This window comes from Kitasatospora sp. NPDC093550, assembly GCF_044764985.1.
In the GTDB taxonomy this organism is placed as follows: Bacteria; Actinomycetota; Actinomycetes; order Streptomycetales; family Streptomycetaceae; genus Kitasatospora.
This window is the reverse complement of record NZ_JBIWJF010000005.1, coordinates 372026-395014: the sequence shown is the minus strand read 5'-3', so window position 1 is coordinate 395014 and position 22989 is coordinate 372026. Positions and strand designations below refer to the sequence as shown.

The 22989-nt window shown below is 75.7% G+C and carries 13 protein-coding genes; all 13 read right to left on the bottom strand.

The annotated features are described in order from the left end of the window. Positions 1–3860: amino acid adenylation domain-containing protein (locus tag ACIRD3_RS10690; RefSeq protein WP_402214018.1), on the bottom strand; the 3860-nt coding region annotated here is incomplete at its 3' end. After that, positions 3857–7183, bottom strand: coding sequence for an amino acid adenylation domain-containing protein (locus ACIRD3_RS10685; protein WP_402214017.1), 3327 nt, complete (start codon positions 7181–7183; stop codon positions 3857–3859). The genes ACIRD3_RS10685 and ACIRD3_RS10690, both read right to left, overlap by 4 nt. Beyond that, entirely contained in the window at positions 7176–8375 is a 1200-nt protein-coding gene (locus tag ACIRD3_RS10680) for an argininosuccinate synthase domain-containing protein (protein ID WP_402214015.1), read from the bottom strand. Before ACIRD3_RS10680 ends, ACIRD3_RS10685 begins: the two co-directional genes overlap by 8 nt. After that, positions 8372–9121, bottom strand: coding sequence for a sulfotransferase family protein (locus ACIRD3_RS10675; protein ID WP_402214013.1), 750 nt, complete (start codon positions 9119–9121; stop codon positions 8372–8374). Before ACIRD3_RS10675 ends, ACIRD3_RS10680 begins: the two co-directional genes overlap by 4 nt. After that, complete coding sequence (locus ACIRD3_RS10670) at positions 9118–10101, bottom strand: aldo/keto reductase (protein WP_402214011.1); 984 nt, start codon at positions 10099–10101, stop codon at positions 9118–9120. Before ACIRD3_RS10670 ends, ACIRD3_RS10675 begins: the two co-directional genes overlap by 4 nt. After that, positions 10101–13163 carry an amino acid adenylation domain-containing protein gene (locus tag ACIRD3_RS10665; RefSeq protein ID WP_402214009.1) on the bottom strand — a complete coding sequence of 1021 codons (3063 nt, stop codon included), beginning with the start codon at positions 13161–13163 and terminating at the stop codon, positions 10101–10103. Before ACIRD3_RS10665 ends, ACIRD3_RS10670 begins: the two co-directional genes overlap by 1 nt. Positions 13164–13189: 26 nt before the next feature. Further along, positions 13190–14443, bottom strand: coding sequence for an MFS transporter (locus tag ACIRD3_RS10660; RefSeq protein WP_402214007.1), 1254 nt, complete (start codon positions 14441–14443; stop codon positions 13190–13192). After that, positions 14440–17592: an amino acid adenylation domain-containing protein gene (locus tag ACIRD3_RS10655; protein ID WP_402214005.1), complete on the bottom strand. Its 3153-nt coding sequence runs from the start codon at positions 17590–17592 to the stop codon at positions 14440–14442. The genes ACIRD3_RS10660 and ACIRD3_RS10655 overlap by 4 nt, the downstream gene beginning before the upstream one ends. A 179-nt stretch (positions 17593–17771) precedes the next feature. Further along, positions 17772–18695, bottom strand: a complete 924-nt coding sequence (locus ACIRD3_RS10650) for a Gfo/Idh/MocA family protein (protein WP_402214003.1) — start codon at positions 18693–18695, stop codon at positions 17772–17774. After that, positions 18692–20134 carry an FAD/NAD(P)-binding protein gene (locus ACIRD3_RS10645; protein WP_402214001.1) on the bottom strand — a complete coding sequence of 481 codons (1443 nt, stop codon included), beginning with the start codon at positions 20132–20134 and terminating at the stop codon, positions 18692–18694. Before ACIRD3_RS10645 ends, ACIRD3_RS10650 begins: the two co-directional genes overlap by 4 nt. Then, on the bottom strand, positions 20131–21375 hold the full coding sequence (locus tag ACIRD3_RS10640) for a sulfate adenylyltransferase subunit 1 (protein ID WP_402213999.1): 1245 nt from the start codon (positions 21373–21375) through the stop codon (positions 20131–20133). The genes ACIRD3_RS10645 and ACIRD3_RS10640 overlap by 4 nt, the downstream gene beginning before the upstream one ends. Next, positions 21375–22313, bottom strand: a complete 939-nt coding sequence (gene cysD, locus ACIRD3_RS10635; protein ID WP_402213997.1) for a sulfate adenylyltransferase subunit CysD — start codon at positions 22311–22313, stop codon at positions 21375–21377. The genes ACIRD3_RS10640 and cysD overlap by 1 nt, the downstream gene beginning before the upstream one ends. Next, entirely contained in the window at positions 22310–22906 is a 597-nt protein-coding gene (gene cysC, locus ACIRD3_RS10630) for an adenylyl-sulfate kinase (protein WP_402213995.1), read from the bottom strand. The genes cysD and cysC overlap by 4 nt, the downstream gene beginning before the upstream one ends. Between the last annotated feature and the right edge of the window lie 83 nt (positions 22907–22989).

Here is a 22989-nt window from a genome sequence, read left to right as displayed (position 1 = left end):
CCGGCCAGGGCCCGTGCCCAGTAGGCGCGCTGTTCCTCCAGGACGTCCTCGCGCAGCCAGTCGCGCTGCCAGGCGGCGAAGTCCGCGTACTGCACGGGCAGTTCGGGTAGCTCCGGGCGGTCCCCCGCCACCGCCGCCGCGTACCCCCGCGACAGCTCGTCCAGCAGCACCTCGACGGACCAGCCGTCCGCGATGATGTGGTGCAGCGTCAGCAGCAGCCAGGACTCGTCCGCGGCGAGCCGGACGACGAGCACCCGCATGAGCGGGCCGCGCTCCAGGTCGAAGGGCGCCTGGGACTCGGCCGCCGCGCGCGCCGTCGCGTCCTCGCGGTCCGTCGCGTCGACGGTCCGCACCGGCACCTCGACCCGGGGGTGGATGATCTGGCAGGGCGTGCCGTCCTGCTCGGTGAAGGTGGTGCGCAGCGACTCGTGCCGGGCGACGACGGTGTCCACCGCGCTCTGCAGCGCGGCGAGGTCCAGCGCGCCGCGCACCCGGAAGGCGTCCGGCATGGTGTACGAGGAGCTGTCCGGGACCAGGCGGTCCAGGAACCAGAGGCGCTGCTGGGCGAAGGACAGCGGCAGCGCGCCGTCGCGGGGCACCCGGACGATCTCGCGGGCGTCCTCGCCGCCCGCGGTCCGCTCGTCGACGAGCGCGGCCAGCCGCTCCAGCACCGGCGCCTCGAACACCGCCCGCAGCGGTATCCGCACGCCGAGGCGCGACTCCACCCGTGAGACCACCTGGGTCACCAGCAGCGAGTGGCCGCCGAGCGCGAAGAAGTCGTCCCGCGCACCGACCCGGGCGCAGCCCAGCACCTCGCACCAGATCTCGGCCAGGGCGCTCTCCGTCCCGGTGCGCGGCGCCAGGTACTCGACCTGCCCGCCCTCGCCGCCGCTCGGGGCCGGCAGGGCGGTCTTGTCCACCTTGTCGTTGGCGTTGAGCGGCAGCCGCTCCATCAGCAGCACCGCGGCCGGCACCATGAACTCCGGCAGCCGCTCGGCCGCGAAGCGCCGCAGTTCGGCGGCGTCCACTCCGGCCCCGGAGGGCACCGCGTAGGCCACCAGCCGGGCCGGGCCGCCCGCGTCGGAGCGCACCACCACCACGGCCTCGCGCACGCCGGGGTGCTCGGCGAGCACCGTCGCGATCTCGCCGGGCTCGACCCGGTAGCCGCGGATCTTCACCTGGTCGTCGATCCGGCCGCAGAACTCCAGTTCGCCGTCCGGGCGCCAGCGGCCGAGGTCGCCGGTGCGGTAGACCCGCTCGCCCGGCCGGAACGGGTCCTCGGTGAACCGCTGCGCGGTCAGTTCGGGGCGGTTCCAGTAGCCGTGCGCCAGGCCGGCGCCGCCGACCCACAGCTCACCGGTGGCGCCCGGGGGTGCCAGCGCGCCGTCGGCGTCGAACACGTACACCCACATGTGGCTGATCGGGCGGCCCAGCGGCACGCTCTGGTCGCCGTCGGCGACCGAGCGGATCAGACCGGCGACCGAGAAGGTGGTGGTCTCGGTGGGCCCGTAGACGTTGAGCATCCGGCCCGGGGGGTGGCGCAGCACGGCCGCCACGGCCGCCGGGTCGGCCGCCTCGCCGCCGAAGAGCAGGGTGTCCAGGCCGCGGAAGACGTCGGGCGTCTCCTGCGCCAGCACGCTGAGCAGGGAGGACGGCACGTTCATCACGGTGATGCCGTGCTCGGCGATGTGCGCGCGCAGGGCCGGCCCGGAGAGCAGTACCTCCTTGGGCACGCCGACGACCAGCGCGCCGTTGCACAGGGCGCCCCAGACCTCGAAGGTGGCGACGTCGAAGGAGGCGTTGGAGGCCTGGCCGATGACGTCGGCGGGGGTGAGGCGGACGTAGTCGGCCTGCCAGACCAGGGCCATGACGGCGCGGTGCGGGATGCACACCCCCTTGGGGCGGCCGGTGGAGCCGGAGGTGTAGATGACGTAGAGCAGGTCGTCCGGCCCGACGGTGACCGCGGGCGGGTCGGCGGGCTGGTCCTCGGCCGGGTCCAGCGGCAGCCGCAGGAACGTTCCCTCGGGTACGGCCGCGGCCACGCCCGGCTCGTACAGCACGGCTTCGACCTCGGCGTCGGCGAGCATGTACGCCAGCCGTTCGGCCGGGTTGGCCGGGTCCAGGGGCACGTAGGCGGCGCCGGTGCGGGCGATCGCGAGCATGCCGACGACCAGCTCGACCGAGCGGGGGGCGCACAGGCCGACCCGGGCGCCGCGCCCGATGCCGTGCGCGAGCAGCCGGTGCGCGAGTCGGTTGGCCCAGGCGTCGAGCTCCGCGTAGCTGAGCGTGCGGCCGTCGAAGGACGCGGCGGTGCGGTCCGGCGTGGCGGCGGCCCACCGGGCGAATGCGGCCGTCACGGACTCCTCGGGCAGCTCGGCCGGGGCCGGCGCGGAGAGCTCGAACAGCTCGCGCCGCTCCTCCTCGGAGAGCACGGACACCTCGGAAAGCCGCAGCTCCGGCCGGCTGACGATGGCCTCCAGCAGCCGTTCGAAGCGGTCGGCCAGCCGGCGGACGGTGTCCTCCCGGAACAGGTCGGTGCTGTACTCCACCTCCAGCCCGATGCGGTCCTCGCCCTCGGAGAAGATGAAGGTGAGGTCGAACTTGGCGATGTCCAGGTCGACGGTCCCGATGGTGACGTCGACCTCGTGCAGGGCCGCCTTCGGGGTGTGGCTGAGGTTCTGCATGCTGATCATGACCTGGAACAGCGGGTTGCGGTTGGTCTCCCGCGGCAGCCGCAGCGCCTCCACGATCCGGTCGAACGGCACGTCCTGGTGGGCGAAGGCCTCGATGGCGGCGCTGCGGGCGCGCTGGACCAGGGTCTCCAGCGTCGGGTCGTCCCCGGTGTCGATCCGCAGGGCGAGGGTGTTGACGAAGAGTCCGATCAGCCCCTCGGTCTCGGCGCGGGTCCGGCCGGCCACCGCGGCGCCGAAGACCTGGTCGCCGACGCCGTTGTGGCGCTGCAGCAGGCCGGCCAGGCCGGCCACGAGCAGCATGTACAGCGTCGCGCCGGAGGCCCGCGCGTGGTCGGCCGCCCGCCGGGCGAGGTCTCCGTCCCAGGAGAGCAGCAGCCGTCGGCCCCGCCCGCTGAGCTCCCGGGGCCGCGGGTGGTCGGTGGGGAACTCGGCCATCGGGGCGTCGGCGAGCCGGGCCGTCCAGTAGTCCAGGTCGGCGGTGTGCGCGCCGTCCCGTGCGCGCCGGCGCTCCCACACCGCGAAGTCGCCGTACTGGAGCTCCAGCGGCGGCAGGGGCGAGGCCTCGCCCCGGTCGAAGGCGGTGTAGAGGACGTTCAGCTCCTCGAACAGGACGCGGAACGACCAACCGTCGGAGACGGTGTGGTGCAGGGTCAGCAGCAGCAGGTGCTCGTCCGGACCGAGCCGCAGCAGACTGCCCCGCACCAGCGGCCCGGCCGCCAGGTCGAAGGGGGCCGTGGCCTCGGCGAGGGCGAGCCGCTCGGCCTCGCGCTCGCGCTCGGCCGGGCCGAGGGCGCCGAGATCGGTCACCGACAGCCGGAAGCCGCCTGGAGCGCCGACGACCTGCAGCGGGACGCCGCCGGAGCCGGCGAAGGTGGTGCGCAGCACCTCGTGCCGGTCCACGACCGCGGCCAGCGCCGCGTCGAGCGCCGCGACGTCCAGGGCACCGGTGAGCCGGAGACGGTACGGGATGGTGTAGGTCGACCGCGCCGGGGCCCACTGGTCGAGGAACCACAGGCGCTGCTGGGCGAAGGAGGCGGGCAGGTCGGCCGTGGCCCGCTCGCGCGGGACGATCCGGCCGGCCGCCGCGCGCTCGCGGGCCGCGGCGCGCAGCCGGCGCTCCAGCAGTTCGCGCCGGGCGGCACTGAGCGGAGGTGCGGTGTCGGTCATGCCTGGTCCCCCTCGGTTTCGGCGAGCAGCAGGGCCGCCACCTCGTCGTCGGTCAGTTCGGCGATCTCGGCCGCGAGGTCCAGCCGCTCGGCGTCGGCGGCCTGCTCGGCGGCGGTCCGCGCGTCGTCGATGAGCGCGGCCAGTTCGGCCATCGAGGAGGCGCGGTAGATGGCCTGGAGGTCGATGTCGGTGTCGAAGGTGCTGCGGATGCGGGCGGCGAGCTGGGTGGCCTGGAGCGAGTTGCCGCCCAGGTCGAAGAAGTTGTCCAGGACCCCGACCTCCTCGACCCGCAGCACGCTGCCGATCACCTGGTCGACGAGCAGCCGCTCGGTCTCCGAGGTCGGCGGGACGTACGCGGTGTCCCGGTCGACGCCCGGCTCGGGCCTCGGCAGCCGGGCGAGGTCGACCTTCCCGCTGGAGGTCAGCGGCAGCGCCTCCAGCCAGACGAACTGCGAGGGGATCATGTGGGTGGCCAGGGTGGTGCCCAGGTGGGCGCGCAGGGTCGCGGCGTCGCAGGCGCCGTCCGGCACCACGTAGGCCACCAGGCGGGCCTCGGCCCCGGTGCCGACCAGCTCGACCACGCCCTGGCGCACCGCCGGGTGGCCGGTCAGCGCGGCCTCCACCTCGCCGAGTTCGATCCGCAGGCCGCGCATCTTGACCTGGCGGTCGATCCGGCCGAGGAAGACCAGCTCGCCGTCCCAGCGCTGGCGGACCAGGTCGCCGGTGCGGTAGAGCCGCTGCTCCTCGCCGTCGACCGGGAGCACGGGGAAGCGCTCGGCGGTGAGCTCGGGGCGGTTGAGGTAGCCCCGGGCCAGGCCGGTGCCGCCCAGGTGCAGCTCGCCGGGGACGCCGGCGGGCTGGGGGTTGCCGTAGCGGTCCAGCACGTACGCCCGGTAGTTGCCGAGCGGCCGGCCGATCGGCGGGGAGGTCTGGTAGCGGCCCTGGCACTCGTGCACCACGCAGGTGACGGTGGCCTCGGTGGGCCCGTAGCCGTTGAAGAAGCGGCGCCCGGGCAGGTTCCAGGCGTTGACCAGGCTGCTCGGGAAGGCCTCGCCGCCGACGAAGACGATCCGCAGCGAGGCGAACTCCTCGGCGGGCAGCAGGGCCATCACGGCCGGCGCCATGTCCATCACGGTGATGCCGTTGCGCTTGATGAACTCGCCGAGCCGGTCCGGGGAGAGCAGCACCTCGCGGGAGGTCATGCACAGGGTGGCGCCGCTGGTGAGCGCGGCGAAGATCTCGAACACCGAGACGTCGAAGGTGGGGTTGGCGAACTGCAGCATCCGGTCGTCGGGGCCGAGCGCGAACAGCCGGTTCACCTGGGTGACGAAGTTGACGGCGGCGGCGTGCTCGACGACCACGCCCTTCGGGGTGCCGGTCGAACCCGAGGTGAAGATGACGTACGCCGGGTCGGCGGGGCCGTGCGCCCGGGGTGCCGGGGTGGCCGGGACGTCCTCGGACAGCGGGGTCAGGACGGGCAGCCCCGGCGGCAGTCCGAGCTCCGCGTCCGCGGCGGCGATGACGGCGGTGGCGGCGGTGTCGGCGAGGATGCCGGCCCGCCGGCCGGGCGGGTCGTTGGGGTCCAGCGGCAGGTAGGCAGCGCCGCTGCGGAGGATGCCGAGCAGCGCGACGACCAGTTCGGGCGAGCGGTTCAGGCAGACCGCGACGGTCCTCCCGGGGCCGCCGAGCTCGCCCAGCCGGGCGGCGAGCGCGTCGGCCGCGGCGTCGAGCCGCGCGTAGCTGAGGGTGGTGCCGTCCATCACGACGGCCGGGTGGTCGGGCTGGGCGGCGGCCCGTCGGCCGACGAGCGCGTCCAGCGTCGTGTCGGCCGGGAACTCCCGGGCGGTGTCGTTGAACCCGGTGACCAGCTGCCGCCGTTCGTCCTCGGTGAGCAGCGGCAGGTCGCGGACCGGGCGGTCCGGGTCGGCGAGCACGGCGCGCAGCAGGGTCTCGTAGTGGCCGAACATGCGGTCGATCCGCTCGCGGTCCCAGAGCTCGGTCGAGTAGTCCGCCCAGAGGCGGTAGCCGCCGGCCCGGGCCTCGACGTTGAAGGCCATGTCGAAGCGGGAGGTGCCGGAGTCGACCGGCAGCTCCTCGACCTCCAGGCCGGGCAGCCGGAAGCCGTCGCCGCTGGCGCTCTGCAGGCTGAACGAGATCTGGAAGAGCGGGTTGCGGGAGGGGTCACGCTCCGGGCGCAGCTCGTCCACCAGCCGCTCGAACGGGGCGTGCTGGTGTTCCTCGGCGGTCAGCACCGTCTCCTTGACGGCGGCCAGCAGCTCGCGGAAGGACCGCTCGCCGTCCACGGCGGTGCGCAGCACCAGCATGTTGGCGAACATGCCGATCAGCGGCTCCACCTCGCGGTGGGCGCGGCCGGCGAACGGCGAGCCGACCACGACCTCGTCCTGCCCGGTGTAGCGGTGCAGCAGGATCTGGAAGACCGTGAGCACGGTCATGAAGAGGGTCGCGTTCTGGGCCTGGGAGAGCCGCTCCAGTTCGGCGAGCAGGTCGTCGGGCAGCGCCCGCTCGGCCCGCTCGCCGGTGAACGGCGGGTGGTCCGGGCGCGGGCGGTCGGTGGGCAGTTCCAGGGTGGCGAGCCCGCGCAGGCGCTCGGTCCAGTAGGCGATCTGGCGGGCGGCGTCCGGGCCGTCCACCCAGCTCTGCTGCCAGAGCGCGAAATCGGCGTACTGCACCGGAAGTTCCGGCAGCGAGGCGCTCCGGCCGGCCGCGAAGTCCTCGTAGAGGGCGGCGAGTTCCCCGGCGACGACGTTCAGTGACCAGCCGTCGACGGCGATGTGGTGCATGGTCAGCAGCAGGACGTGCTCGTCCTCGCCGGTGCGCAGCAGGACGGCCCGCAGCAGCGGGTCGCCGGCCAGGTCGAAGGGCCTGGCGGCCTCGGCGCGGGCCAGCCGCTCGATCTCGGCGGGCCTGCGGGCGGGGGAGAGCCGGCCCAGGTCGCGGACCGGGAGGGGGAACTCCCCGGCCGGGTCGATCCGCTGGACGGGCGTGCCGTCGTGGTTCACCAGGGCGGTGCGCAGGATCTCGTGGCGCGCCACGATGCCGCCGAGGGCGGCCCGCAGGGCGTCCACGTCCAGCGCGCCGCGGATCCGCAGGGTGAAGGGCACGTTGTAGATCGGCCGGCCGGCGGCGAGCTGCTCCAGGAACCACAGGCGCTGCTGGGCGAAGGAGGCGGGCAGTTCGGTGGCCTCCGGGTCGCGCGGGCGGATCCGGTCGCCGGTGGTCCGGCGCTGTTCGGCCAGGCGGGCGGCGAGCGCGGCGCGCTGGGCGGGCGAGAGCCGCTCGCGAAGGGCGGTGGTCTCAGACAAGGCTGGTCTCCTTGCGCTCGGTGTCGTCCAGGACCTTCCAGCGGAAGCCGCCGGCGCCGAACCGGGCCTGGCGGGGGACCGCGCTGCCCGCCGGGACGTCGCGCAGCGAGCGGAAGAAGGTGTTGCCCTTGTAGAGCGAGAGCTCCACGGTGCCGGTCGCACCGCCGACGATCGTGTCGGCGTCGGCCCGGGCCTCGGCGGCGCGCTCGTCGAACCAGCGGCCGGCGTACAGCTCGGTGCCGAGCACGGCGGACAGCGATTGGAGCTTGCGGGCGTCCTCCAGCGGCAGTACGGCCTGGTAGAGGCGGCGCACGCAGCGGCCGAGCAGGTCCAGGCCGGGCGCCTCGTAGACGCCGCGGCACTTGGTGCCGTTGAGGCGGTTCTCCAGGACGTCGAAGAAGCCGAGCGCGTTGCGGCCACCGACCAGGTTGGCCCGCAGCAGCGCGTCGAGCGCGTCCACCGGCTCCTCGTCGATGCGCAGCGGCCGGCCGCTGCGCAGGGTGAGGACGAAGGACTCCGGCTGGTCGGGCGCCTCCTCGGGGGAGACGCTCATCACCCGCTGGACGGCCCCGTGGGCGGCCAGCCGCTCCAGTTCGGTGCCCTCGTGGGAGTAGCCGCCGAGGTTGCCGTCGAGCGAGCGGACGGCCTCGTCGCCGGCCAGGGTGAGGCCGTGCGCGGCGGCGAAGGCGGCGAGCGCGGCACGGTCGGCGAAGGCGGCCCCGCAGGCCGGGTCGGCCCAGGGGGTGAACACGTCCATCGCGGGCCGGATCCGGGCGGTGTAGCCGGCGAAGCGGCGCTCGTCGTTCCCGCCGCTGACGGAGGCGTGGCCGAGGACCCGCAGGCCCCGCCGGCCCATCACCGCGGACAGACCGCGCACCAGGACGGCCCGGGAGGCGCCGGTGGTGTTCCAGTAGCCGTCGTCGTAGCGCGCCTGGTAGCGCACCACGTCGAGGCAGAGCTCGGCCATCTCCCGGCGGAGGTCGACGACCTCGGTGGGCAGGCCGGCCGTGACCAGCTCGGCGGCCAGGCGGTCCAGTTCGGCGCGCGGACGCTGCCCGATGTCGGCCAGGAAGCCGTGCACCGGGACGCCCTGCTCGGCGAGCCAGAGGGCGGTCGCCCGGGAGGGCAGGCCCTCCGAGACGCAGAACCCGACGGGCCCGGGGAGGTCCCGTACGTTCTCGATCGTGGTCATGACGTCACACTCCTCGTGGCGGAGCCGATCCGGACCTCGGCAAGGCGGTCGTGGAACGGCTGGTGGTGGTCCCGGAAGGCGGCCAGCCGTGGGTCGTTGTGGACGGTGCGGCGGTAGTCGTTGGCGCGGGCCCGGAAGGAGCCGCTGGCCGCGACGTCCTGGTGCCAGCGGGCGGTGCGCTCCCACTCGGCCCGGGGGCCGGGCTCCCAGCTGAGCGCCTCGGGCCGGTACGGCAGCCCGACCCGCTCGCAGTAGGCGCGGACCACGCCGGCCGGGTCGGCCAGCAGGTCTCCGGAGTCGAGCACCACCGGGGTGCTCCCGGTCGCCCGGCGGACGTGCTCGAAGACCTCGAACTGCCGCTCGTAGCCGACCTCGTCCAGCGTGAGCCCGGGGTTGACGGCGCAGTGCGAGGCGATCGCCTCGGCCGGGTCGCGGATGATGAAGGTGTGGACCACCCGGGTGGTGAACCGGTCGTCGAGGTACGGCAGGTAGCGGTACTCGGTGGTGTCCTTGAAGAACACCGGGCGGTCCTCGCCCAGCCGCAGGATCCGCTCCAGCAGCTCGGCGGGGCTGTGCACCCGGACGCCCTCGACGTCCAGGTGACCGACGCTCAGCAGGTTGGAGATCGGCTCGTGCAGGACCAGGAGGTCCCCGCGTTCCATCATCATCCGGGCGAAGGCGGTCGAGCGGGAGCGCGGCGGGCCCCACAGGGCGATCACCCGGGGCTGGGGGCTGGAAGGATTCACTGGGACCACTCCGTCGGCGTTCGGTCCCACCGGTGCCGCTTGAGTTCGGCGGCCAGCGGGGCGGGCAGGTGGGGCAGGTGGCTGACCGCGAGGTTGGCCCGGACGTGCTTCGGGGAGCTCATCCCGGGGATCACGGTGGCGATCCGCGGCTCGTCGAGGATGAAGCGCAGGGCCAGCTCGGGCAGGGTCAGGCCGGGCGGCAGGAGTTCCTTGAGCCGGTCGGCGCGCGCCACGGCCGGCCCGAGGTTCTCCGGCACGAAGTAGCTGTTGCGCCAGTCGCCCTCCGGCCAGGTGCTGTCGGCCGTGAGGGTGCCGGTCAGGGTGCCCTCGTCGAACGGCACCCGCGCGATCACGGCGATGTCCAACTCTTCGCAGAGCGGGAGGAGTTCGTCCTCCGGAGCCTGGTCGAAGACGTTGTAGATGACCTGGACGGCGTCCACCAGGCCGGTGTGCAGGGTCTTCAGGACGTTCCACGGCTCCCAGCGGTTCACGCTGATGCCGATGCCGGCCACCAGGCCCTCCTCGCGCAGCGCGGCCACCGCGCGCTGCCAGCGCCGGTCGTCGGCCCAGTCGTCCTCCCAGACGTGGAACTGCAGGAGGTCGATCCGCTCGACGCCGAGGTTCGCCAGGCTCTTCTCGGTGTACTCGCGGATGTGGTCGACCGGGAACACGTCCGCCAGTCGGGACTCGCGGGTGGAGGGCCACCGGCGGTCCTTGGGCGGCACCTTGGTGGCGACGGTCAGCCCGCGGTCCCGGTTGGCGCGCAGCACCTCGGCGAGCATCCGCTCGCTGTGGCCGCGCCCGTAGATCCAGGCGGTGTCGAAGAAGGTGCAGCCCAGGTCGACGGCCTCCTGGAGCGCGGCGAGCCCGCGTTCGTCGTCGGCGCCGGTCCAGCCGCCCTCCCCGCCGGCGACCCCCCACATGCCGTAGCCGACCTCGCTGACCTCGTGGCCGAGCCGGCCGAAGCGTCGGTACCGCATCAGCGCACCCCCCGGGCGTGGGCCAGCGGGACGGGCCGGGCGGCGGGGCGGTGGGCGCCCACGCGCTGCAGGCAGCCCTGCGCGTAGCGGCCGAGCACGGCCTCGCGCGGCGGCAGGACGATCCCGGCCTCGGCGCAGAGCCGGTCGGCCCGCTGCGAGGCGAACCGGTGGGAGGCGTCGCTGAAGACCTCGGCCAGGCAGCGGGCGTCCGCGGCGGCATCGCCGACCGGCTCGGGGAGCATGGTCCGCAGCCGCAGCGCCTCCTCGTCGGTGCGGTCGAGCGAGCTCCAGAAGGCGCGGTAGGACACTCGGTCGATCTTGGACCGGCGGGCCAGGGCGTCGAACAGGTCGTCCAGTCCGACGGCGGTGCGCTGGACCGGGTGGTAGGTGTCGCCCACCCGGCCGCGGGCGATCGCCGCGACGACCAGCCGGGCCACGTAGTCGACCGGGGTGTAGTCGATGGAGACCGAGCTGCCGGGGTAGACGCCGTGGGCGGCGGCCGCCCGCAGCAGCCCGTCGACCAGTCCGCGGTCGCTGGGCAGGCCGGTGCCCGAGTGCGGGCCGACCTCGCCGAGGCGGTAGACGCTCGACTCCAGGCCCCGCTCGCGCGCGGCCAGCACCAGCCGCTCGGAGACCCATTTCGACTGGCCGTAGCCGTGCGAGGGCAGGGAGTTCTCCAGCGGCTCCACCTCCTCGGCGATCCGGTCGCCGTCCAGCGCCCCGGCGGGGAAGATCCCGAGGGTCGAGATGTGGTGCAGGTGTTTGCGCCGCCCGGTGGCCATCAGCCGCAGGACCTCGCCGGTGCCCTCGACGTTGGCCGGCCGGTGGGCCTCGTAGTCGAGCAGCAGGTTGACCATGGCGCCGCTGTGGACGACGGTGTCGACCTCGTCGGCGAGCGCGGCGAAGGCCTCCGGTGCCAGCCCGAACAGCGGTGTGCCGAGGTCGCCGGGGAGCACCTCCATCCGGTGGGTGGCGGTGTCCGCGGCCAGGCCGTAGCGGGCCAGCACCGCGTCCATCCGGGCCCGGGCCTCCCGCCGGTCGGCCGCGCGGACCAGGCACACCACCCGGGCGGGGGTGCGGGCGAGCAGCTCGTGCAGCAGGTGGGCGCCGACGAAGCCGGTCGCGCCGGTCAGCAGCACGGTGCCCAGGCGCCAGGGCTCCTCGGTGCGCCGGCGCAGGTCCGCGGGCAGCACGGAGTCGGCCCGCAGCCGGCCGATGACCGGCTCCTCGCCCGCCGCGTCGGCCTCCCGGACCAGCGCGACCTGCGCCCGGACGGTCGGGTGGCTGACCAGCTCGCGCACGCTGGGCGAGCGTCCGAGGACGGCGCGCAGCGCCACGGCCAGCCGGTGGGCGGCCAGCGAGTCACCGCCGACGTCGAAGAAGCTGGTGGTGGTGCCGACCGCCGGCAGGTCCAGGACCTGCCGCCAGACCGCCAGGATCCGCCGTTCGAGCTCGGTGGCCGGCTCGGTGGCCCGCTGCCGGTCGACGCCGGAGGCGGCCAGCGCCGCCAGCGCCCGCCGGTCGGCCTTGCCGTTGGGGGTGAGGGGGAACGCCGGCAGCTCGACGACCTCCTTCGGCACCGCCTCGCCCGGCAGCAGCCCGGCCACGAACTCGCGCAGCCGGCCGGCCGGGACGGGTTCCGCGAGCAGGACGAAGGCCACCAGACGCTGGCGGGAGCCCTCGCCCGCGATCACGGCCTTGGCCTCCCGCACCGCCGGGTGCCGGGTCAGGGCCGCCTCCACCTCGGTCAATTCGATCCGGACCCCGTTGAGCTTCACCTGGTGGTCGCGGCGGCCCGCGAAGCGCAGCAGGCCGTCCTCGCCGAGCCAGCCCAGGTCACCGGTGCGGTAGATCAGCGGGCCGGGGACGTTCGGGAAGGGGTTGGGCAGGAACGCGGCGGCGGTCTTGTCCGGGTCCCCGAGGTAGCCGCGGCCGACGCAGTCGCCGCCGATGTGGATCTCGCCCTGCACGCCGGGCGCGACCGGCCGCAGCCGCTCGTCGAGCACCAGGGCGACGGTGTTGTCGATGGCCCGCCCGATCGGGATCTCGTCCGCGTCGTCGATCTCGTGGAACACCGAGCCGATCGAGCACTCGGTGGGGCCGTAGGTGTTGGTCAGCCGGACCTGCGGCATGAGGGCGCGGAAGCGCCGCACGGCGGTCGCGGAGACCTCCTCGCCGCCGATCAGCACCCGGCGCAGCGAGCCGAGCGAGGCGCGCAGTCGCGGGTCGTCGGCGAGCATCGTCACCAGCGTGTTGAAGATCGACGGGACGAAGTCGGTCATGGTGACGCCGTTGCGGGCGATCACGTTGACGGTCTCGGCCAGGTCGAGGATGCCGTGCCGCACCGGGATGACGACCGTGGAGCCGGTGGTCAGCGGCCAGAACAGCTGCCAGATCGAGGAGTCGAACACGTGCCGGCTGTTCTGCAGGACGACCGCGCCGTCCTCGGCGAAGCGGCGGGTCATGGTCAGGAACCGGTTCAGCAGCCCGAGGTGGGCGTTGAGCGCGCACTTGGGCAGCCCGGTCGAGCCGGAGGTGAAGAACCCGTAGATCAGGTCGTCCGAGGTGGGGCCGGGGACGGGCACGGGGGCCGCGTCCTGGGCGAGGGCGGCCAGCTCCACCGGCACCGTGGTGCGGGTGCCGGCCACCGTCGCGGCGAGCTCGGCCAGGCCCGGCGAGCAGACCACCACGGCGGGGTCGAGCTGGTCGAGCACGGCGGCGGTCCGGGCGGCCGGCCAGGCCTCGTCCACCGGGACGAACGGCGCGGCGAGCTTCATCAGGGCGATCGCCGCCACCGGCAGCAGCGGCTCGTTGCCGACCAGCAGCGGGATGAGGGCGCCGCGGCGCACTCCGGCCGCCGCGAGGCGGGCGGCCAGCGCGTTGGCCTTGCCGTCGACCTGGCGGTAGGTCAGCACGGTGTCGCCGTGCACGATCGCCGGACGGTCCGGGGTCTCGGCCACCCGGGCGTGGAACAGTTCCAGTACGGTCGCCTGGGGCGGGTACTCCACGGGAGTGAAGTCCACCTCGCCCCCTCCGGCGTCGGTCGGGGTCAACCTGGGCACTGCACACCTCTCCTGTTCGGCACGCGTCATCGCGCGGGGACGGTGGGGACACGCGGTTCGACGGTCGGCTGCCCGGGCGCGGTCAGCGTGCGCCGCCCGACCAGGCCGGCCAGCAGGCCGGCGGCGACCGCGACGGGGATCAGGGCGAACCCCAGGGTCAGCGAGTGGCCCGCGAGGGCGCCGGCCAGCGCCGCCCCGGCGGCCGCGCCGACCGACTCGGCGGTGCTCAGCCACGCCCACGCCTCGGTGGAGTGGCTCTTCGGCACCACGATGTCGAGCAGTTCGTAGAGCACGACGTTGGTCACGCCCCAGGCGAAGCCCACGACCAGCAGCAGCGCGCCGACCACCGTCTCGGGCGGGGTGGACACCAGGGCCAGGGTGCTGACCAGGAGCACGACGAGCCCGGCCACGTACCGGTCGCCCGGCGCGTACTTGGCGAGCTTCGGGGACAGCACGCTGCCGACCACCCCGCCGACGCCGAGCGCGCCGAGCATCAGGCCGGCCGCCCAGCGGTCGCCCCGGGCGGTGGCCAGCGCCGCCACCACCACGTCCACCGCGCCGAGGCCGAGGCCGGCGCCGATGCCGCCGACGGTGATCGTGCGCAGTCCGGGGAAGGCGAGCGCGCCCAGCACGCCGCGGGACTCCTCCGGGGCCGGCTCGTCGGCGGCCGAGTCGGCCTGGTCGGGCCGGTCGGCCGGGCCGGTCCTCGGGTTGATCAGCAGCAGGCCCAGGGTGGTGAAGACGGCCGCCACCGCCAGTCCGGCGGAGGGGTTCAGGAGGGTGGCGAGCAGGGCCGCCGCCGGGGCGCCGCCGATCTGCGCCAGGTCACCCAGCATCGCGGTCAGGGCGTAGGCGCGGGGCAGTTCCTCCTCGGGCACGACGTCCGACCAGCGGCCCCGGGCGAAGCCGATCAGCGGCGGTGTGGCGCCACTGATGACGGCGGCCAGGACCACGAACACCGCGCCGGCGGCGTGCACCCGGGCCGCGCCGATCATCAGCAGCAGTGCGGCCACCTGGACGGCGGCGAGGGCCGGCAGGGTGCGCCGGGGGCCGTAGCGGTCCACGAGCCGACTGCGCGGCACGCTGACCAGGGCCGCCGCCAGGCCGTAGGCGGCCGCGGCCAGACCGGCCGCCGAGTAGGAGCCGGTCGCGTCGATCACCTGGAGCACGATCGCCAGGGCGATGATCGCCACCGAGACCCAGGCCGAGGTGACGGCGAGGGCGAGCCGGCGCGCGGCTCCGCCCTTCGGGAGGAGCATGGCTGAGATGCCGCTGTTCATCGGTGAGTGTCCTCGATCTCGTCGAGCAGGCGCTCTAGTTCGGTGTCGTCGAGCCCGGCCAGCAGTTCCAGGTCGACGCGGTCGCAGAAGTCCGCCAGGTCCGCGGTGTCCATCACCTGGCGCAGGGAGAGCCGGACGCCGAAGCGGTCGCCGATCGCGCCCAGCATGCTGGCGGCGGAGAGGGAGTCCCCGCCGAGCTCGAAGAAGTTGTCCCGCCGGCCCACACCGGTGCGGCCCAGCACCCCGCCCCAGAGCGCGGCGACCTCCTGCTCGGTCGCGGTCCGCGGGGGTTCGGCCGGGCCGGCCGTGCTCCGGCGCCGCGCGCCCGAGGCACCCGGCGGCTCTGGCAGGGCGGCCCGGTCGAGCTTGCCGTTGGTGGTCAGCGGCAGGCGCGGCAGGACGACGACCGCGGACGGCCGCAGGTGCTCGGGCAGGTGCCGCGCGGCGTGCGCCGCCAGCTCGGCCGGCAGCTGCCGGGCGGTGGCGCCCGGGGTGCGCGGGCGCGGCAGGTTGGCGGTGTCCGGAGCCGCGGCGCCGGACCGGACCGGGTCGGTGGCGGCACCGGAGCCGGTGGCGCCGTCGGCGTCGGTGGGGCTGTCGGCCGGCCCGGGGAAGACCGCCTCCCAGGGACGCGCGCCGATCACCGCGTCGAAGGAGCCGTCTCGGTGCCCGGCCCGCCAGCTCACCGCCACCGGCCGGCCCGCCGCGGCCGCGGCCCGTTCGACCTCGGCCGGGGTCAGGCCGCCCGCCGTCGCCGCGAAGGCGCCTGCTCCTCCCAGGAGTTCGGCGGCCGCCCGGGTCAGCGCGCCGAGCCGGGGGTGCGGCACTCCGCGCAGCAGCACCCGCTCCTGACGCTCCGCCAGGCGCCGGAGCTCCGCGACGTCGAGGGCCCGGGCACCGGCGTCGATCCAGTCGCCGTCGACCGGGGCCGGCCCGTCGGAGGCGGGCGTCAGCACCACGTCGTAGCGGAAGGTGTTCAGCTCGTTGTCGTGCGGGCCGGTCTTGGGCGCGAGGCGCGGGGCGGCGAGGCCGTGCTCGGCGGCGAACCGCTCGAACCAGGCCGGGGCCAGGAGGAGTTCGCCTTCCTCCTCGCGTCCCTCCCGTGCCAGGCGGCGGTGCTCCGCGGGCGTCCCGTCCGGGTGCCGGTGGCGCGCCAGGTCGAGCTGGAAGGCGTCCTGCAGCCCGAGGTGGCGCACGTCGCCGACGAACAGGTGGCCCTGCGGCTCCAGCACCGTCAGCGCGGTGCGCAGCACCGTCCGCAGGTACTCCTGGTCCGGGAAGTACTGCGCCACGGAGTTGATCACGACGCAGTCGAAGCGCTCCCCGGCGAGGGCGGCGAGGTCGGTGGCCTCGGCCTGGTGGACCGAGACCCCGTCCAGCGGACGGGCCCGCAACCGCTCCCGCAGCAGGTCCACCGTGGTGGCGGACAGGTCCGTACCGGCGTACCGCGCGCAGTGCGGCGCCAGGCGCCACATCAGCAGGCCGCTGCCGACGCCGATCTCCAGCACCCGGCGGGCCCCGAGCTCGGCGATCCGGGCCACCGTGCGGTCGACCCAGTCCCGCATCTCCTCCTCGGGCAGGGCCAGGCCGGTGTAACTGCTGGCCCAGCCGCGGACGTCGAACTCCGGATCCACGGTGTCCTCGCCCGCGTGCGCGGCCTGGAAGACCGCCTGCCAGGAGGCGACCGTCCCCTCCGGGGTCCCTGCGCCGGGCGCGGCGGTGACGTACGCGACCAGCCGGTGGGCGCCGTCGGCATCGGCCCGGGCGACGACGGCGGCCTCTCCCACCCCCGGGTGCCGGGCCAGTTCGGCGGCCACCTCGCCGGGTTCGACCCGTACGCCGCGGATCTTCACCTGGTCGTCGACCCGGCCGACGAACTCCAGCCGGCCGTCCGGGCGCAGACGCACCAGGTCGCCGGTGCGGTAGACCCGGGAGCCGGGGGTGAACGGGTCCGCCGGGAAGCGCTCGGCGGTCAGCTCAGGCCGTCCGAGGTAGCCGCGGGCGACGCCCGTCCCGCCGATCCACAGCTCGCCCGTCCCGCCGGCCGGCACCGGTGCGCCCCGCTCGTCGACGACGTAGGTGCGGGTGGCGGTCACCGCGGTGCCGATGGTGGGGGTGGCGTCGGCCTCGTCCAGCGGCTGGGCGGTGGCGTAGACGGTGGCCTCGGTCGGGCCGTACAGGTTGAAGAACCGGGTGCCGCGGATCTCCCGCAGGCGGTTCCAGAGTGCCGGGCCGGTGGGCTCCCCGGCGACCACCACCACCGACGGGGACCGCTCCGGGTCCTCGAACAGCCCCAGGGCGACCAGCACGCCCAGCTGCGAGGGCGTCACGTCGATGACGTCGACGCGGTGTTCGGCCAGGTGGGCGGCGAGGGCGTGGGTGTCCCGGCGGGTCTCCTCGTCGACGATCCAGCCGGTGTCGCCGCGCAGCAGCCAGCTGAGCTGGTTGACGGAGGCGTCGAAGGCGAAGGAGGCGGTGAGCCCGACCCGCAGCGGCCGCGGACCGGCCGCCGGGTGCAGGACGTCCCGGTTGGCGCGCAGCAGGTGGGCGAGGTTGCCGTGCTCGACCTCGACGCCCTTGGGTCGGCCGGTGGAGCCGGAGGTGTAGATGACGTACGCCAACTGGTCCCCGGCGAGCGGGAGTCCGAGGTCGGCGACGTCCTGGTCGGGTGTCCCCGCCGGGCCGTCGGTACGGGCCAGGGCGTCGTCCAGCGCGATCGCCGGCAGCGCCGTCGCCAGGTCGTCGAGCGCCGCGGCGCGGCCGAGCAGCAGCCGGGGCCGGCAGTCGTCCAGCAGCAGGCGCAGCCGCTCCACCGGGTGGGACGGGTCCAGCGGCACGTAGGCCCCGCCGGCCTTCCAGACGGCCAGGATCGCCACCACGGACACCGCCTCGCGCCCGGCGTGCAGCGCCACCCGCGAGCCCGCGCCCACCCCGGCCTCGACCAGACGGCGGGCCAGCCGGTCGGCGGCCGCGTCCAGCTCGGCGAAGGTCAGCGCGCCGCCGGGCCAGGCCAGGGCGGGCCGGTCCGGGTGCTCCGCGACCCGCTGTCGGAAACAGGTGAGGACGTCGTCGGTCGGGCCGGGCGCGTTCGGCGCGGCGGTCCGGTCCGCCGGTGCTACCGGACCGGTCGGAGAGATGAGTTGAGACACCAGCCAGCTCCAGGGCGTGGGTTGGGTTGTGACGGTGGGCGAGGGGCGGCAGGTCCCCGGTCGGGCCGGGCGTGGGGGATGCCGGGCCGCGGGTGTCGGCCGCGGGTGCCGGCGCGGGATGCCGGTCGGGCCGTGCGCGGAGGGTCCGGGCGGCGGCGCCCGTGCTCACCGCGCGGTCGTCAGCGGGCCCGTTCCGCGACGGCGTGCAGAACGGTCGTCACGGCGCGGGAGGCGTCCAGCCGGCAGCGCCGCGGCGGCCGTCCGGTGGCCAGTGCCTCGGCCATCTCCCGGTAGACCTCCAGGCGCAGCCGCGACCCCGGGACGGTCGGGTGGTCCTCGACCGCGCCGCCGGTCTCGGTGGTCACCTCGCCGTTGTGCACCAGGAGCCGGCCGTCGGCGCCCAGCACCTCCAGCCGCGCGGTGCGGACGGTGGACTCGGCGGTGACGGCGAAGCTGAGCGTTGCCCCGCCGCGGAAGTCGACCACCCCGGCGATCCGGGAGTCGATCCCGGGGGCGACCTCGCGGCGGCCCACCACGTGCACGGCGGCGGGCTCGCCCAGCACCTGGCAGGCGAGGTCCAGGTAGGGCGCCCCGAGGTGGGCGGTGACCCCGCCGAGCGCCCGGTCCGGGTCGTGCCGCCAGCCGGCCCGGTGGTAGTGCGCGGTCGGGCGGTACCGGGACACGTGCAGGACGGCGGTGGCGCCCGGACCCCAGTCCCAGCGCAGGACCTGCTCGGGGATCAGCTGCCGGTGCTGGAACATCGCCCCGACGGGGCGTCCCACCCGGCGGCTGACCGCGAGCAGCCGGTCGACCTCGGCGGGCGAACAGGCCGCCGGCCGTTCGAGCAGCACGGCCTTGCCGGCTTCCAGGGCCTGCTCGGCGAGTGCGGCCCGCCCGCCGGGGGGCGTGCACAGGGCCACCAGCTGGACGCCCGGGTCGTCGAGCAGGTCCGCCCAGCCGGGGCTTCGCCGCAGCGGCCCGAGGTCGGTGGACCGGTCCGGCTCCAGCACGGCCCTGATCCGCGCCACCCCGGCGCCCGCCAGTGCGGCGGCGTGCTGGCGGCCGGCGACCCCGTAGCCGACCAGTCCGACACCGAGGGTCATCGGGTCGCTCCCAGGGTGGTCGCGCGGTCCACGGCGCTCCTTCGGGGGTTCGGGGCGCCGTGCTCCCAGCCGGGGAGGGTGCGCAGCAGCGCGGCGGCCGCGTCGGCCGCCTGGCCGCGGATCTCGGGGACGGCGGTGGACTCCAGGAGGTTCCCGCGGCGGGCCGCGCCGAGCGTCCACAGCGGCGCCCCGGCCCGGTCGCCGGCGGGTAGCAGCCGACCGTCGGCGGCGGTGTCCAGCCCGGCCCCCGCCGGTCCGGGGCGGGCCGTCCCTTCGGCCAGCAGGGAGCGCAGCAGCGGGTCGTCCGCGGTGCGCGGGTCCAGGGCGGCGCCGGTGCAGTCGACCACCGCCACGACGTGCAGCTCATGGCCGTCGCTCAGCCGCACCCGCAGTCCGCCGTCGGTGCGCCGTACGCCGGCGACCCGGCCCGCCCGGACGGTCAGCCGGCCGGCGGTGCGCAGCGCGTCCAGCCGGGCGGCCGTCGGCGGGGCCAGCCGGTGCCGGTGGACCTCCCAGCGCCGCAGGTCCTCGCGCAGGAAACGGGCCCGGTCGGCCGCCGACAGGCCGCCCCACAGCGCGGCGGTGACCGGCCGCAGGGCGTCCAGGCCCGGCCGCCAGTCGCCGCAGTGACGACGGGTCGCGGCCAGGTGCCGCAGGGTGGCGCGGCGCAGCGCGGCGAGGTCCGGCAGGCCGTCCAGTGCGGGCGGGTCCACCGGGGGCGGTGGGTGTTCGCGGTGGCGTTCGGGCAGCAGCCCGGTGCGGGAGACCGCGTGCAGGGTGCGGCCGGGCCGCTCCAGGGCGACGGCCACGTCGGCCATGGTCAGTCCGGTGCCGACGAGCAGGACGTCGCCGCGCTCCGGGATCCGTTCCAGTGCCCCGGCCGCCCAGGGGGTACGGAGGAAGCGGGCGTCGGCGCGCAGGGCGTCCGGGGCCCAGCCGGCTGCCGAGGGCAGCGGGCCGAGCGCGAGCACCGCCGCGTCGACGCTCCGGCGCTCGCCCGAGCCGAGCCGGAGCACCGGGCGGTCGGGGCGGGCGTCGAGGCCGACGACCCGGTCCCGGCGGTGGACGAGGCGGGCCGAGCGGCCGCACTGCCGCGCGGTGTCGGCCAGCAGCTCGCCCAGGTACCGCCCGTACAGGGCGCGGGGCACGAAGTCGGCGGGCCGGTACCGGCCGCCGGCGGCGGTGGTGAGCCAGCGGACGAAGTGCTCGGGGTCCTCGGGGAGCGCGCTCATCCGGGCGGCGGGCACGTTGAGCAGGTGGCGGGGGTCGGGCGTCCGGTAGGCCGCGCCGCGGCCGGGCAGCTCGGCGGGGTCGAGGAGTTCGACCGCGCAGCGCAGTCCGTGCCGGTCGGCCTGACGCAGCAGCTGGACGGCGGCCAGGGTGCCGGCGGCGCCGGCGCCGACCACGGCGACCCGGGGGGTCGTGGTGTCGTGGTTCACGCGGCCCTGCCCGCGGGGAGTGCCATGCCGGCGCCGAGGGTGTCGCCGTCCTGCTCGTCCAGCAGCAGGAAGGCGCCGGTCGCGCGGAGCCGGTGGTAGGCGTCGACCGGGAGTTCGGTCATGGTGCGCAGGCTGACGTGGGCCAGGGCGTTGAGTTCGAGCTCGGCCGGTCCCGGGACCCGGTCCGCGGTGGTCGGGTCGAAGCGGTCGCCGATCCCGCGGACCACGGCCCGGGTGACCTGGGTGCCGTGCCGCACCAGCAGGCGGTCGCCGACCCGCAGCGGGCGCGGGGAGAACCAGCACACGGTGCCGGTGAGGTCGCGGGTCGGCTCCGGGGCGTCGGCGGCCGCGGCGAGCAGTTCGCCCCGGGAGATGTCGAGGTCCTCGTGCAGCCGCAGGACGACGGAGCGGCCCGGGCCGGCCTCGGCCAGTTCCCCGCCGGCGGCGTCGATGGCGGCGATCCGGCCGGTGGCCCGGGACGGCAGCGCGACGACCCGGTCGCCCGGCCGCAGCACCCCGGACTCGATCCGCCCCGCGTACCCCCGGTACTCGCCGGCGCGGAGCACGACCTGGACCGGCATCCTGGCCGGCCGCGCGTCGGCGGGCGCGGCGGCGCAGTCCTCCAGCCGGGCGAGCAGCGGGCCGCCGCCGTACCAGGGCATGGCGGCGGACGGCTCGACCACGTTGTCGCCGGTGGCGGCCGAGACCGGGACGACGGCCGGTTCGGCGATCCCCAGTCGCTCGGCCAGCGCGCGGAACTCCCGCTCCACGGCGCGGTAGGCGGGCTCCGCCCAGTCGGCCAGGTCCATCTTGTTGACCACCAGCAGCACGTGCCGCACCCCGAGCGCGGCCACCAGGGCGGTGTGTCGGCGGGTCTGGTCGGTCAGCCCGGCCCGGACGTCGACGAGCAGCAGGGCGGCGTCCGCGGTGGAGGCGCCGGTGACCATGTTCCGGGTGTACTGGACGTGGCCGGGGGTGTCGATCAGGACGAACGACCGCCGGGGGGTGGCGAAGTAGCGGTAGGCGACGTCGATGGTGATGCCCTGTTCCCGTTCGGCGCGCAGCCCGTCGGTCAGCAGGGAGAGGTCGAGCCCGGTGCCGCGTTCGTGCCCGGCCGCGAGCAGCGCGGCGAGCTGGTCGTCGGGGACCGCGCACGAGTCGTGCAGCAGTCGGCCGATCAGGGTGGACTTGCCGTCGTCGACCGAGCCGGCCGCCACCACGCGCAACAGAGTGTCAGTCATCAGAAGTAGCCCTCACGCTTGCGGTCCTCCATGGCGGCCTGGCCGAGCCGGTCGTCGGCCCGGGTGGCGCCGCGCTCGGTGGTGCGGCTCAGGGCGACCTCGGTGACGATGTCCGGGTAGTCGACGGCGGTGCTCTCCACCGCGCCGGTGCAGGTGACGTCGCCGACGGTGCGGTAGCGCACCAGCCGCTCCTCGACCCGCTCGCCGGCGCGCAGCGGCACGTGCGGGGACTCGGGCAGCCACATCCCGTCCCGCCGCACGACCCGGCGGCGGTGCGCCCGGTAGAGCTCCGGCAGGGCGACGTCCTCGCGGGCGAGGTAGCGCCACACGTCCAGCTCGGTCCAGTTCGAGAGCGGGAAGACCCGCAGGTGCTCGCCGGGCAGGTGACGGCCGTTGTAGAGCTGCCACAGTTCGGGCCGCTGTCGGCGCGGGTCCCACTGGCCGAACTCGTCGCGCAGGCTGAAGACCCGCTCCTTGGCCCGGGCCCGGTCCTCGTCCCGGCGTGCGCCGCCGATCAGGGCGTCGAAGCGGTGCTCGGCGACCGCGTCGAGCAGGGTGACGGTCTGCAGCGGGTTGCGCAGCCCGTCCGGACGCTCCCGGACCCGGCCCGCGTCGATGGAGTCCTGCACCCGCGCCACCAGCAGCCGGGCGCCGGCCCGTGCGGCCGCGGCGTCGCGGAAGGCCAGTACCTCGGGGAAGTTGTGGCCGGTGTCGACGTGCAGCAGCGGGAACGGCAACGGGGCCGGACGGAACGCCAGCAGGGCGAGGTGGAGGACCAGCACGGAGTCCTTGCCGCCGCTGAACAGCAGGGCCGGTCGGTCGAACTGCCCCGCGGTCTCGCGCAGGACGTGGATCGCCTCGTCCCGCAGGTCGTTCAGGTGCCCGTCCGGCGCCGGGGGTGCGGGGGTCCGCCGGGGTGGCTCGGCGAGGGTGGTCATGCCAGTCCTTCCCTTGTCAGGAGGTGGAGGAGGTCGTCGACGCAGGCGTCGGGGGTCCGGGCCTCGGTCCGCAGCCGCAGGTCCGGGTGCTCGGGTGCCTCGTACGGGGCGTCCAGGCCGGTCATGCCGGCGAGCCGCCCGGCCCGGGCCCGCGCGTAGAGGCCCTTGACGTCGCGTTCCTCGCAGGCCGTCAGGGAGGTGGCGACGTGCACCTCCAGGTAGCGGACGCCGTCCGCGCGGTGCGCCTCCCGGACCAGGCCGCGTGCCCGCGCGTACGGGGCGACCACCGGGACGACGGCGAGGACGCCGTGGGCGGCCAGCCGCCGGGCCAGGAAGCCGACCCGGCGCACCTGCTGGTCGCGGTCGGCCGGGGCGAAGCCGAGGTCGGGCGAGAGCTCGGCGCGCAGCGCGTCACCGTCGAGCAGTTCCACCGGTCGCCCGCCGTCCGGGCCGGCCGCCAGGCGGGCGCACAGGGCCCGGGCCAGCGTGGTCTTGCCGGCGCTCGGCAGGCCGGTCAGCCACAGGGTCGCGCCCGCCTGGCGCGACCGCGGCGGGGAGACCGGCCGGGCCGCCGCGGGTTCGGGAGTCGTCATCGCGTCCACCATTCCTCGCACTGCGGAGCCGGCGGCTCCGGGTCCTGGTCGGCCGGGCGACCCCGAGGGCGTGTCGGGTCCGC